Genomic DNA, 13808 nt, shown 5'->3' on the forward strand with positions numbered 1-13808 from the left:
TATTTGTTTTAATCTACTATATAATGTGTATAAAAATAGTTTTTCAGTGGCGTCCCTATAGAGGTGAGGGAATTCTTGCTACGGTTGTTAAATTTTATTTTCAGCAAATTCAGTCAAACAAAAAATCTCTTTATATTGACTCTATTCTTCACTTTCTTTATTCCAAGTCATTCATAATTTCATTTTAAGATGACCGTAATTCTGCTTTTCTTGTTTTAAGTCATTCATATTCTCTTCTATACATGACTGTAATTGTACTTTTTTCGTTTCAGGTCATTTTCATCGGTTTCTTAAGATGACCGTAATTATACTTTTTTCGTTTCAGGTCATTTATATTCCTATTTTCAAATGAACATAATAGATGAATTGAAATTTATAGTCATTATTTTTTCTTGTCTTATCACAAAACCAGTGCAATTATGTCTTTTTTTCAGCAGGAGAATATATCGGTCTTTTTTACTTTGTCATAAAATCAAACACGCTCTAACATAATCCGCAGAATTTCTTTGTCTGTTTCTTTCATTCCTTCTTTGCCGATCTGTCCTACACAGCTGATGGTTTCGCCGGCTTCTTCCTTGAGGATTCCGGTATATGGCGCATAGGACTGACCGTTCATAGCAAGGTGATGTGCCAGGAATGCAGCATCAAGACTGGCGGCGATTTTCGCTGCACAGGATATTTTCGCTCCATCACAGATGATTCCCGGAATATTGGCAAGAGTATTCTCTATGGTCTTCTTGATCACTGAAAGTTCGCCACCTCCCATGTAGGTAATCCCCGCACCGGCTGCACAGGATGCGGATACCGCACCGCAAAATGCGGAAAGTTTACCAATGTACTGTTTCTGGTATACAGTTAAGAGGTTAGAAAATACCAGTGCGCGGTAAAGTACATAGTCCGGAAGTTCCATTTCTCTGGCATATACGATCAGAGGTACAGAACAGGCAATTCCCTGGTTTCCGCTGCCTGAGTTGATGACTACCGGCATGTCACATCCGCCCATTCTGGCTTCGGAAGCTGCGGCTGTAAGGCTGCGCATTTTCGTGAGCATATCATTGGAGTAGGTTTCACGGATGATCCGGCCGATTCCAAGACCGTATTTACCAGTCATTCCTTCATGGGCGATTGCCATATTGCTGCGGATCTGATTTTCTATAATTTCTTTGACATCATCAAGCTCCACCGTATCTGCAAATGTTTTAATGTCTTCCAGATTGAGCAGAGTTCTGTCTGCTGCAGCCGGAGTTTCACCGGATTTATGATCTGAATCCAGCAGGACTTCCTGGTTCTTTACGATCTTTGTTACATTTATATGATCGTATTTGATCTCCAGACTTACTGTGTCATCCCCTGCCTGCATTTCTATGATAAAGTGCAGGACTACCGGGGAGTCCAGAAGTTCTACTTTGCATATCTTTTTGTCCAGAAGTTCACAACATCTCTTTCTTCCGGATTCATTTACCTTCGAAAGAACTTCCATATTCAATAATGGGTCTCCGGCTACTGCACCAAGGACTACACCTGCTTCAATTCCAGTCAATCCGCCGGAGTTTGGAATGATAACACAACGGACATTTTTTATAATGTTTCCACTGCATTTTGCAGTGATATGTTCCGGTTCTTTTCCCAGAACTTCTCGTGCTCTGGCTGCTCCATATGCCAGTGCGATCGGTTCTGTACACCCCATTGCAGGAACCATTTCTTCTTTCAGAATGCCTATGTAATTCTGATATATTCTCTCATCTAACATTGTGCTGATGTCTCCTGTTCATTTTTAATATTTATTCAAGTATGACATAATACTATCAGAATGTCCAGAAAGAATCAGCCCGGTGTATTTTCTGTGCGGTTCAGGTATATATAAAATCCCACATTCAGGATAATTCCCGTTACTGTTGCCACAGGGGCAGCCAGTCCGATCTTGGTAAGATTTGCATCTGGCTGTATACTCATAAAATATGCCAGTGGCAAACGTACCAGAAGTGTCTGGATCAGTCCCTGGATCATTACCCAGACTGTCTTGTTATTTCCATTGAAATAGCCAATCATACTGAACAGGATTGCTGTCACTATGGTTTCCGGTGCAAAGCCTTTCAGATAGTCAAATGCATTACTGATAACTTCTGCATCTGTGGAGAAAATGCCAGCCAGCATATCACCTTTGAACATAACCAGTATAAATACCACACATCCCACAGCAAGCCCTACTCCGATTCCTGTAAACATGGACTGTTTTGCTCGTTTTTTCTTGCCCGCTCCTATGTTCTGGGATACAAAGGATGCCATAGACTGCATCAGAGAACTTGGTACCAGCATGGCGAAGTTAACGATTTTGCAGGCAACCCCGTAGCCGGACGAAGCCTCCAGTCCCAGACGATTTACGAATGCGCAGAGCGCAAGAAAGGAAATCTGTGTTAGACATTCCTGCAATGCAAGAGGAAGTCCGATCTGAAGAAATCTTTTGCACTGTACATTCAGCCTGAAGTCTTTTTTTGTGATCGTAAACGGAAGTTTCATTTTAACAAGCAGGATAAGTGCGAATACCACGCTAAGTGCCTGAGCAGCAACTGTTGCAATAGCAGCTCCGGCTGCATCCATATGAAGTCCCGCTACCAGCACCAGATCTCCGATCACATTTACAATACATGCCACCAGCACAAACAGAAGCGGCGATTTACTGTCACCCAGTCCACGAAAAATTGCAGACAGCAGGTTGTAAGCTACAATAAAGAAAATACCGCCGCCACAGATACGTACATAACTGGATGTAAGACTGACGGCTGATTCCGGCGCCTGCATCAGCACAGAAATCGGATGTGCAAAAGCTACCATTATAACAAACAGCACAGCCGAAATCATTGTAAACACAATTGCACCGCCGCCGATAACAGCTCCTATCTTTTCCGGTCTTCTTTCTCCCAGATAGCGGGCGATCAGAACTGTAATACCCATTGCAAACTGTACAACCACAAAAGTAACCAGGTTTAAGACCTGGCTGCCTGTAGAAACTGCAGAAAGTCCGGCAGTAGAGCCAAACCTTCCCACAACAAGAAGGTCAACTGCACCATATGCTGCCTGCAGGATCAGTGCCCCGAGAATGGGCATCATAAAAGAAACCAGCTTTTTCAGAATATTTCCCTGTGTGAAATCAGATCTATCATTTGTCATAGTGATTCCTCCTCTCACACATGATCTGGTAAAATTTCTCAATTGTCCGGATCATGCAGTCAGCTTCCTCTTCGGATATCTCACTGAGATAGGGAACCAGTTCCCCAAAATAATACTCATTATATTTCTGTGACAGTTTTCTTCCTTCTTCTGTAATGGATATATAAGTGACACGTCCGTCATCCGGGGAAGAAATTTTCCGGAGATATCCCTTTGTTTCCATTTCCTTTACAGTTCTGGTAACACCGGGACGTGGAAGATTCATTACATCACTGATATCCGATATCTTTACCTGGATTCCCTGTTTTTCCAATGCATGAATGTTATCCAGATACTGAATGTAAGACGGGGTAACTCCCTGTGGCAGCGGCGGAAGCAATTCCCGTATCCGCTTCGCCTGATAGCATGCATCCAGCATTCGCTTGATTTTTTCAGTTGTCATATTGTACGCTCCTATATAATTATCTTTGTTAATTACCATTGATAATTATATGCGGATTCTGAAATTTGTCAACCACCAAAATTACTATTGAACCGTAATCTGGAAAGTTCTATAATGAGTTCCGACATCAGAAATCGGGTAAATACAATATTTCCGATGACGGACACTTTTAAGAATATGAGGTGGATAAGTTTATGAATATCAGCATACTGCTCATGGAACAGATCATTCAATTATTTCTTATGATCTTCATGGGATATTTGATCGTGAAAGTTGGGCTTGTAAAAAATGAAGACAGCAAGGTTTTATCCAAAATCATTCTCTATCTAATCATTCCCTGTGTAATCATCAATGCTTTTCAGGTAGATTACACGATGGATACTGTAAAGGGATTGCTGCTTGCTCTGGCTGCATCTGTCATGACCCAGGTTCTTCTCCTGATCATTATCTCCATAGCCGGAAAGCTTTTACATCTGAATGAAGTAGAAATTGCTTCTGTTTATTATTCTAATTCAGGAAATTTGATCGTACCCATTGTGACCTTTATTCTTGGACAGGACTGGGTTTTATATGGATGTGTTTTTATGAGTGTGCAGCTTATCTTTCTGTGGACACACTGCAAAAAGATTATCAGCCGGGAATCTTCCTACGACTGGAAAAAGATTGTGTTAAATATTAACATGATTTCTATTTTTATCGGTGTTGTACTTTTTTTCGCAAAAATCCATTTGCCGGAGATCATCAATAATACTCTTGGCTCAGTGGGCAGCATGATAGGACCGACCAGTATGATCGTAACCGGTATGCTGTTTGCAGGAATGAATCTGAAACAGATTTTTGCTGACAAAAGAGTATATTTTGTATCATTTCTTCGTCTGATCGCAGTGCCTTTGCTTGCACTTGTAATGATTAAGATCAGCCATCTGGCTATGTTCTCTGCAGACGGAAATAAAATCATGCTTATTGTCTTTCTGGCGATCATCACACCGTCTGCTTCCACAATAACCCAGATGTGCCAGGTATACGGAAATGATTCACGCTATGCCAGTGCCATCAATGTCATGACTACACTGTTCTCAATTATTACAATGCCGCTGATGGTAATATTATTTGAGGCAGTTATATAAAACAATTACCTGTACATGAAAAAAGAAAGGAAATTACAATGAATATTACCGTTTATCTTGGAGCTTTGGAGGGAAATGATCCGGCACTTGGAGATGCTGTCCGGGAACTTGGTACATGGATTGGAGAAAGCGGAAATTCTCTGGTATATGGAGGTTCAAAGTCCGGTCTTATGGGACAGATAGCAGAAAGTGTGCTGAATGCCGGAGGAAAAGTAACAGGCGTGGAACCACAGTTTTTTATAGATTCTGAACTGCAGTATGATGAGATCACAGAACTGATTGTCACAAAAGATATGGCTGAAAGAAAAGCAAAAATGATTGAACTAGGTGATGCATTTATTGCATTTCCAGGAGGCACCGGTACTCTGGAAGAAATCACAGAAGTTATGTCCATGGTTTCCTTAAAACACCTTAATGCCCCCTGTATTCTGTATAACCTGAATGGATATTATGACAGCCTGAAGCAGCTTCTTGACCATATGATCAAGATGGGGCTGTCCTCAGAAAATCGTCAGCAGGGAATTTATTTTGCTGATGATATGGAAGATATTAAAGCACTTCTGGCTACAGTAACTAAGTAAAATTCAGATCGTAAACAATTGTCAAACACCCCTGGGGGATATTTACCTATTCATATATTGCATAGTTCATACTACTTTTTTCATGGTTTGAAATCCCCCTGGGAGGCTTGTTCTTTCCCATAATTTTGTTAAAATATAATCAATGCAGAGATCATTAAATATCAGTCAGCGAGATACTTAATGATCCATGTATCCGCACAAAGATTTGTGTCAAACAACAAATAAAGGTGCACAGACCTCCGCGCAATGCGCATCTAAAAACTCATTAAAAAAAGTACTTCGTCCGCAGGAAGTACTTTTTTTAACGAAAAGATAATTATCAATATTATGATAGCATCTTCAGTTCATGTTCTTCATTCATACAGGCAAATCTGGTACCGATAGTTTCAGCCAGTTGTCTGTTATGTGTAATCGTAATCAACGTTTTTCCTGCTTTATGAAAACTCTGCAGAAAATCCACCAGCATATCCTGTGTTTTTTCATCAAGTCCTGCAAGAGGTTCATCCAAAATCAGAACCTCAGGATTCAACGAAAGAATACATGCCAGTGAAACCTTTCTTTTCTCCCCTCCACTCAGATGATAGGGTGGTCTATTTCTTAGTTTTTCCAATCCAAATAAGTGCAGGCAGTCTTCTGTTCTTTTTTTAATTTCCGCTTCCGAAAGTCCCATCTGGACCGGGCCAAATGCAATTTCCTCCTCCACACTTCCACAGAAAAGCTGGGTATCTGCATTCTGAAACACATATCCCATCTGCTGATGAAACCATTTTGCAAACTGGCTGTTTTTTAACGCTTTTTCATTAATTTCATGTCCCTGATAAAAATATTTTCCTTCCGATGGAAAAATAATTCCATTCAATAGTTTAATCAGTGTTGATTTTCCACATCCGTTAGGTCCCTGGATAACTATAGAATCTCCTCTGTTTATGTGAAGATCCACATATCTCAGTGCAATTTCTTTTTCATATGCAAAACATACATTCTCAAGTCTGATCATAACTGCCCTCTTCTGTCTTTTCCTGTCAATTATCATATCTTTCTGTTCAGATACCAGAACAATACAATACATCCAGCCATAATAAAAGTGCTGAAAATATCCGCTGCACATAACGTGTATTTCTGCTTTTTCTTATACTCTCCTGTAAATCCACGACAGCACATTGCTGCATGCATTTCTTCCGCCATTTCACCAGATTTCAGAAATGAGATTCCCAACACACCTGACAAAGCTTTGGCTTTCTGAGGATTCTTTCCCACTGACCTTAACCGGACAGACGTAAGAATAGCTGCACATATCTCTCCAAGCACCGAAATATATTTCAAAGTAATATCCAGCGTAAAAATAAATATGGATGGCAGCCGAAAAGTTCTCATACTCCCTGTCAGTTTATTCCAGGATGTCCCTGATGATAAAATACCAACCAGAGTTACAGATACATATACTCTTGAAGTAATATTCATTAAAGTCTGAGGAGTTCCCATAAATACAGATGGTAGAAGGATCAATACAGAAAACAGAACCGCACCTGCTGTTCCACTCAGAATCTGCCGGATGGCTTTTGCCGGAAAAAACGCCAGTCTGACCGTCACTGCTGCACACATGATCAGAGTAAACAGATAATTTCCCGAACATGCAGTAAGAACAATATACAGAAGTGTATAAAACAATTTCAGAGAAGGAGCAGCAGAAAATCTGCTATCCTTCCCTTCATAAAATCCCATTTTTGCAAGCACAGATAAAACTGATTTCGTACTTTTTGTTAAAAATGCTTCTTTATCTTTAGATGGAACATAAGTTTCTCCGGAACACATCCAGTCTGGAAGCATAGTTTCTTCTTTTTTATGATCATTCATCTGTTATGCAGCCTTCTTTTTAAAATCAACTTTCTCTTTCATCATTGAAGAAATAATCTTAAAAATAATCACCAGAAGTGCCACGCCTACAATAGCCGAAAGAATATATCCTGTCCACTCAGGTAACCCGGACATAGAATAATCAGGAAACAAAGTTGACAGTTCAAATCCATTGGTCATTCCTGACGGAGTGTATCCAAGCTGGCTTCCGCCACTTACCAGACCAGCGATTTCATCAGCACCCCATTCACCCCAGGCAGTACCGGTTGCCAGAAGTCCCAGAGGAGTCAGTACGATGAGAACAGCCATCAGTATATACAGTGGTTTAAATGCTGTCTTATCCGGAACAGCATCCAATGCTTTTGGTGTAACTTTTTCAACAAAGGTAAGTACCACTACTGTCAGAATAATCTCTGCCAGACCAAATAATGTAATATGTCCGATCATCATTGCAGGTATTGATACACTTAGCGGATACGGACAATAAAGAGCCTGGCCTTCTGCATTTTTGAACAGCAGTGGCTGAATACCAAATTCAACAGCTGCACAAAAGGCCGCAGCATTAATACCTATATATGAACCAATTGCCGCACTGAGCTTACGCATACCTGTTTTCTTCAAAAGGAGCTTGTACAGGAAAAAACCCAGATATGGCAATATAAATGCCATATTAAAACAGTTTGCCCCAAATGCAAGGATTCCGCCATCTCCAAAAAGAAGTGCCTGTATCAGCAGAGCAATAGAAACCGCCATGCACCCGGCTGCAGGACTTCCTGTCAGTATGGCAATAAGAGTTCCCCCTACTGCATGTCCTGTTGTACCGCCCGGAAGCGGAACATTAAACATCATTCCCAGAAATGAAAAGGCTGCCCCAATACCAAGAAGCGGCATCTTTGATTTCGGTATCTCTGTTTTTATTTTATGAATAGAATATCCCCACACCGGAAGCATGGCTGCTGTCATTACAGCACATGTTGACGGGCTTAAATAATTTTCAGGTATATGCATAAATATACTTCCTTTCCTGTGAAAATATTATTTTTATCTGGCGCGCACCTTACAAGCAACTGTATTGTAGCACCACATTAAAGCGTCAACAACCCACCCAAGGGGATATCTATATATTCTTATCCGGCATAGTTTTGCCTGTATTTTTCATACCACTATCGCACTTCAAAAAAAATCACATTCACGAAAGTACCGCATCCACCAGTCTCTGTGTATACTCTTCCTTGGGTTCATTGATGATATCATCGGGAATTCCGCTTTCCACTACTTTTCCCTCATACAGTACCAGAACCCTGTCACAGAACATCTGGACAAGGGCCAGATTATGACAAATAAAAATAAAAGACAGCCCATTCTTCTCTTTCAGGTCTTCCAGAAGCTCCATGATTTGTTTCTGTATGGTTACATCCAGAGCACTGGTTGCCTCATCACAGATCAGAACTTTTGGTTCTACTGCCAGAGCTCTTGCTATCGCAGCCCGCTGACACTGTCCGCCACTTACCTCATGAGGATATCTTTTTGCATATTCCTTCTCAAGGCCGCACTGCTCAAGCAATTCTGCTACTCTTTTCTCCACATCAGCCTTTTTCATTCCACGGTTTCTAAGACTCTCACCAATTCCGTCACCCAGTGTCCTTCTGGGATCAAAAGAACCCACCGGATTCTGAAAAACCATCTGTATATCTCCATATACCTCTTTCAGCTGACTTTGCTTCAGTCTTGTAATATCTTTTCCTTCAAATTTCAGTGTGCCCTCTGTGATATCAGTCAGCCGGGTGAGCAGCTTTGCTATGGTACTTTTCCCGCTGCCGGATTCTCCTACGATTCCCAGCGTTTCTCCTTTTTTTAGTGTAAAGCTTACATCCTTTACCGCTTTCAAAGGATTTTTTCCTCTCTGGGTAAATATTTTTGTTAAATGTTCTGCCTCTAAAAGTATGCTCATACTCTAACCTTCCTTTGCAGCTTTGGTACAGCCTCCAGCAATTTCCTGGTATACGGATCGCGGGGATGATCCAGTACACGGTCTGCTGTGCCATATTCTACTGTTTTGCCATTTTTCAAAACCAACAGAGTATCTGCCATTGCCCGGACTACCCCGATATCATGTGTCACGATCACAATTGCAGTTCCAAACAACTCTCTTAACTTAAGCATTTCCCTTACAACCTGACGCTGTACAGACACATCCAAAGCACTGGTCGGTTCATCCGCAAATAGGATGGGCGGATTCATAAGCATGGCAATTGCAATACCTGCTCTCTGATTCATTCCGCCTGACAGTTCAAATGGATAACTGTCCCACACGCGCTGGCTATCCTTAAAATTCAGTTTGTCAAACAGATCCATTGCCCTGGTTTTAGCCTCACTTCTTGTTATCTTTGTATGTGCACACATACTTTCGTAAATCTGCTCTCCGATGGTGCGAATCGGACACAGAGAGGCACCTGCATCCTGAAAAATCATTCCAATTCCTGCACCTCTGATCTTTCTTTTTTCTTTCTCCGGTATATCCAGGATATTCTGATCCATATATCGGATATCTCCTCTTGTCACAAGACCATCCGATCCCAGAAGTCCCATTGCAGCTTTGATCAGAGTGCTTTTTCCACTGCCTGATTCCCCCACAAGACCAAGTATTTCTCCATGTTCAAGGGAGAAACTCACATCATGAACCACCGCTTTTCCGCCAAATGATATCTCTACGGAATCGTAGGTCAGTATTTTTCTATCCATCTGTAAACCATCCTTGTTAATCCTTACCAAATCAGGGGCAAAATAGTTACTGTTCACTCCCACTCCGTTCTCAGTAACGTAGCCAAAATTCATTCCAGATTGCCTGCGGCAATGGAATTTTGGCTTGTATGTCTCGGGATTTTGGCATATTCATGCCAAAACACCTCGCGGAATAGTGATATGTGAGCAGTAACGCAAAATACCTTTTACCCCTGAAATATCATCGTTCAAGTTTAGTTAATATCCAGATCTGCTGTCAGTTCATAATAATCACATGGATGTGCAGTCAGTCCTGTTACATTAGACTGCATGATCATACTCATTCTCAGGTGAGAACAGAATACATAGGCATTATCATCCAGGATTGTCTGCTGCATCTGGATTGCCAGATCTGAACGCTTATCTGCATCAAATTCTTGCTTCATCTGTTTTTCCAGATCTTCCAGTTTATCACTGTGATAATGTCCGTTATTGCTTGCAGATTCATCCAGTGTACAGGAAGTGAAGAAATACTCCGGATCTCCTGTAGGTGCAGTTACCATGGCACTTGCATATACATCCCATAATGTAGGATCTTTACGGATAGTATTATTATCAGAGGTACAATTCACCTGAACATCCATACCGATTTCTTTTAAGATCGCCTGTGCAGACTCTGCAAGAAGCGGAAGCTCCTGACGGCTTGGATAAGTAAGCCAGCGGATTTCCAGTTTCTGTCCGTCTTTTTCACGGATACCGTCACCATCGGAATCCACCCATCCAGCTTCCTCCAGAACCTTCTTTGCCCCATCAGGATCATAGCTCTCTGTTGTCAGATTCTGTCCGCCAAAAGAGAAAGTATCCGGGAAAGCACCGACTGCAGGATATCCATATCCATTCAGAAGCACAGACACAAAGCTGTCCTTATCAATACCCATGGCAATTGCTTTGCGCACTGCAGGGTCAGATGTTACAGGACTTTCAAAGTTCATCCATGCATAGAATGCACGGCTTGTAGCTGTACTGGTAAATGTAAAATCATCATTTTCAAATAAGGGATAGCTTGCATATGCCATACCATAGGCAGCATTGATCTCCCCTGCCTGAAGAGCCATTGCCAGTGTATCACCGTCAGAAATTGTGCGGACAGTGATCTCATCCACATTTACATCTCCATTCCAGTAGTTTTCATTCTTTACAAGATTAACATGATCATCTGTCACCAGTTCAGTTGCCACATAAGGACCTGTACCAATCACGATCCCATCATCACTGACACCTGCCTGCATATCAATAATGCATCCATAAGGATCACTGAGATAATTGATCAGTGCAGGCTTCGGTTCTGTAGTCTTTATGGTAACAGTATTTCCGTCAGCCTCGATAGTATCAATGCAGAGATCTCCTGCTGCACGCTCATGATTGGCAACCAGAGCCTCCAGGCTTTCCTTTACTGCCTCTCCGTCACAGGCACGTCCATTGGAGAACACAACTCCGTCATTCAGTGTGATCTTCCAGGTCAGCTCGTCAATATTTTCATACTCTTTTGCGATCCATGGCTCTATCTCCATGGTATCGGAATAACGGAAAAGAGTTTCCCCTACTCCATAACGGATACACGCCCATCCTGCATATGTATTTTGTGGATTAATATCTGCCTCTTCATTTTCCGCATTAAAGGTGGTATCACCAAATACAAATGTCTTTTTGTCTGCTGCCAGTGTTGGCATAGCTGTCGCTCCTACCGCCAGTCCCAGGGCAATTGCCATTGCCAGAAATTTCTTTGCTCTCATTTTCTTTCCTCCTCGTTTGTTTTCATATTACTTATCATGAACGGCTGTTCTTCGGATCCAGATAGTCACGGACTGTATCACCTAACAGATTGAAAATTGCCACAGATATAAAAATTGCAATTCCAGGTGATAATACTAACCATGGATATGTCTGGATCATACTTCGTCCGCTGCTCATCATACTTCCCCACTCAGCCATGGGAATCTGTGCTCCCAGTCCAAGAAATGACAGACCTGCAAGTTCCATCATCATGGTACCGATATCAAGCATGGCTGTTACCAGAACAGGTCCCAGCATATTTGGAAGAATATGCCTGAGCATAATCTGACCTGAGCTGTCACCTGCAAGTATGGCAGCATGAATATAGGGTTCCTCTTTTAATGCCAGAGTCTGCCCTCTGGCAATACGTGAATATTTCGGCCAGCTTACTACTGCCAGTGATATAACAGCATTCTGAATGCCTCCCCCAAGAATAGCCGCGATCGCCATGGCAAATACAAGCCCAGGGAAAGCAAGACATACATCTGAAATCCTCATCATAACAGCATCTGCAGCTCCGCCAAAATATCCGCAGCATACACCCACAGCTGTTCCCAGCACAGCGATCACAGCAACCAGGATAAAGGTAGAGAAAATACTGGCTCTTGCACCACTTATCACTCTGGACAGCATATCTCTCCCATATGTATCTGTTCCCATAGGATGCTGAAGACTGGGGGGCTGAAGTGCACTTGCCAGATCCTGTGCATAAGGGTCATATGGACAGAGATGCTCTGAAAAAATTGCAAGTATTACAAGCCCTATTGCAAGAATAAGAAAAAAGATCAGCTTTTGTTTTATATGGTTTTTCTTAATCTTCTGTACACGCACTGTCACATTTTTATTCTGCTTTTCACTCATTGTTTCACACCTCCCAGACGGATTCTCGGATCCAGGAACCGGTATGACAGATCTGTAAGCAGATTTACTACAACATAGATGATCGCCATCCACATAACATAGGCCTGAATAATAGGATAATCACGCATGGAGATGGCATCTACTGCCATCTTTCCAACTCCATCCCACATAAAGATTGATTCTACGATTGCAGTTCCTCCCAGCAGATTTCCCACTGACAGCATCAGCAAGGTAATGATGGTTACCAGCGAAGCCTTCATAATACTTTTCCAAAGAGTGACAGAAAACTTTACTCCTCTTGCTTTCGCTCCTGCCACATAGTCTTTGCTTAATTCATCCAGCACAGTTGCACGGACCTGGCGGAGATACTTGGCTGACATGGCAATTGCCAGAGTGATCGCCGGCATTGCCACACTCTTTAAACTTACATCTTTGGATATAACCGGAAAAATCCGCAACCGGATCGCAAGAAAATACATTAACAGCAATGATACAAAAAAATTAGGAAGACTGTTTCCTATAAAGCTGCATAAACGGATCAGATAATCCGTGATCGTATTCTGTTTTACTGCTGACAGAATCCCCAGAGGGATTGATATGATGATAGTCAGCAAAATAGATGTCACTGTAAGAAGCAGCGTTGCCGGAAGCTTCGATATGAACGTATCAAAAACCGGAAGACTGGATACATAGCTGTTTCCCATATCTCCATGAAGCAATTTCCCAAGCCACACAAAATACTGGGTCAGAAATGGTTTGTCCAGTCCCAGCTGTTCTCTGGCTGCATTTAACTTATCTTCTGACAGGATCTGTCCTGTATTTTCCATTTTTTGTGTTACTACATCACTTCCCGCAATCCGCATCATGCCATAAGAGAGAAAAGTAATCGCAAATAAAATGGGAATCAGCTGAAGCAGTCGTCTGAATGCATATTTTCTCATTTGATTATCTCCATTTTATAATTTTTGAAAATTGTACTCCTAATTTGCCACCGTTCAGTTTAACAAAAGCAAAAATAGCCCACAACCCACCCTGGGGGTTATAAGCTATTCTTAATTTGAATATCTACCGTCATTTTTGGAATAGGTTTTTTTTATATCAGCAATAATTTAAAACAACCATCCCATTTTGTTCTAAACTATGTTATACTACAAGAGCTGTCGAACCTCCAGCAGGAAGGAGGTGAGTTTCATGGAAGCAATTTTTACTTCATTTCTTGTC

13 protein-coding genes are annotated in these 13808 nt (G+C 41.7%); 2 read left to right on the plus strand and 11 right to left on the minus strand.

Going from position 1 to position 13808, the window contains the following annotated elements; genetic code table 11:
• Nucleotides 1-472: 472 nt before the first annotated feature.
• The 3 genes from LJE11_RS15275 to LJE11_RS15285 form a co-directional block, all read right to left on the minus strand.
• On the minus strand, nucleotides 473-1750 hold the full coding sequence (locus LJE11_RS15275) for an L-cysteine desulfidase family protein (RefSeq protein WP_008706744.1): 1278 nt from the start codon (nucleotides 1748-1750) through the stop codon (nucleotides 473-475).
• 74 nt (nucleotides 1751-1824) lie between these two features.
• Nucleotides 1825-3168 carry an MATE family efflux transporter gene (locus LJE11_RS15280; protein ID WP_020993560.1) on the minus strand — a complete coding sequence of 448 codons (1344 nt, stop codon included), beginning with the start codon at nucleotides 3166-3168 and terminating at the stop codon, nucleotides 1825-1827.
• Entirely contained in the window at nucleotides 3158-3610 is a 453-nt protein-coding gene (locus LJE11_RS15285; RefSeq protein ID WP_008706749.1) for a MarR family winged helix-turn-helix transcriptional regulator, read from the minus strand. The genes LJE11_RS15280 and LJE11_RS15285 overlap by 11 nt, the downstream gene beginning before the upstream one ends.
• A 194-nt stretch (nucleotides 3611-3804) precedes the next feature.
• Between LJE11_RS15285 and LJE11_RS15290 the strand changes: the two genes are divergently transcribed.
• On the plus strand, nucleotides 3805-4737 hold the full coding sequence (locus LJE11_RS15290; RefSeq protein ID WP_227296168.1) for an AEC family transporter: 933 nt from the start codon (nucleotides 3805-3807) through the stop codon (nucleotides 4735-4737).
• 38 nt (nucleotides 4738-4775) lie between these two features.
• Nucleotides 4776-5318 (plus strand): TIGR00730 family Rossman fold protein, encoded by a 543-nt coding sequence (locus LJE11_RS15295; RefSeq protein WP_227296170.1) that lies wholly within the window; start codon nucleotides 4776-4778, stop codon nucleotides 5316-5318.
• Nucleotides 5319-5643: 325 nt separating this feature from the next.
• On the opposite strand, the gene LJE11_RS15300 is transcribed toward LJE11_RS15295, so the two are convergent.
• From LJE11_RS15300 to nikB, 8 genes are all read right to left on the minus strand, one after another.
• Nucleotides 5644-6315: an energy-coupling factor ABC transporter ATP-binding protein gene (locus tag LJE11_RS15300; RefSeq protein ID WP_227296172.1), complete on the minus strand. Its 672-nt coding sequence runs from the start codon at nucleotides 6313-6315 to the stop codon at nucleotides 5644-5646.
• Nucleotides 6316-6347: 32 nt separating this feature from the next.
• Nucleotides 6348-7172: an energy-coupling factor transporter transmembrane component T family protein gene (locus tag LJE11_RS15305; protein WP_227296174.1), complete on the minus strand. Its 825-nt coding sequence runs from the start codon at nucleotides 7170-7172 to the stop codon at nucleotides 6348-6350.
• Nucleotides 7173-7175: 3 nt separating this feature from the next.
• Nucleotides 7176-8180, minus strand: coding sequence for a cobalt transporter CbiM (gene cbiM / locus LJE11_RS15310; protein ID WP_055058114.1), 1005 nt, complete (start codon nucleotides 8178-8180; stop codon nucleotides 7176-7178).
• Nucleotides 8181-8361: 181 nt separating this feature from the next.
• Nucleotides 8362-9123, minus strand: a complete 762-nt coding sequence (locus tag LJE11_RS15315) for an ABC transporter ATP-binding protein (RefSeq protein WP_227296176.1) — start codon at nucleotides 9121-9123, stop codon at nucleotides 8362-8364.
• Nucleotides 9120-10007 (minus strand): ABC transporter ATP-binding protein, encoded by an 888-nt coding sequence (locus tag LJE11_RS15320; RefSeq protein WP_331466305.1) that lies wholly within the window; start codon nucleotides 10005-10007, stop codon nucleotides 9120-9122. Before LJE11_RS15320 ends, LJE11_RS15315 begins: the two co-directional genes overlap by 4 nt.
• Nucleotides 10008-10147: 140 nt before the next feature.
• Complete coding sequence (locus tag LJE11_RS15325; protein WP_227296178.1) at nucleotides 10148-11686, minus strand: ABC transporter substrate-binding protein; 1539 nt, start codon at nucleotides 11684-11686, stop codon at nucleotides 10148-10150.
• 34 nt (nucleotides 11687-11720) lie between these two features.
• On the minus strand, nucleotides 11721-12587 hold the full coding sequence (nikC, locus tag LJE11_RS15330; protein WP_227296180.1) for a nickel transporter permease: 867 nt from the start codon (nucleotides 12585-12587) through the stop codon (nucleotides 11721-11723).
• Nucleotides 12584-13528 carry a nickel ABC transporter permease gene (gene nikB, locus LJE11_RS15335; protein WP_008706768.1) on the minus strand — a complete coding sequence of 315 codons (945 nt, stop codon included), beginning with the start codon at nucleotides 13526-13528 and terminating at the stop codon, nucleotides 12584-12586. The genes nikC and nikB overlap by 4 nt, the downstream gene beginning before the upstream one ends.
• Between the last annotated feature and the right edge of the window lie 280 nt (nucleotides 13529-13808).

It is taken from the genome of Blautia sp. DFI.1.216 (assembly GCF_020594215.1).
GTDB lineage: Bacteria > Bacillota > Clostridia > Lachnospirales > Lachnospiraceae > Blautia_A > Blautia_A wexlerae.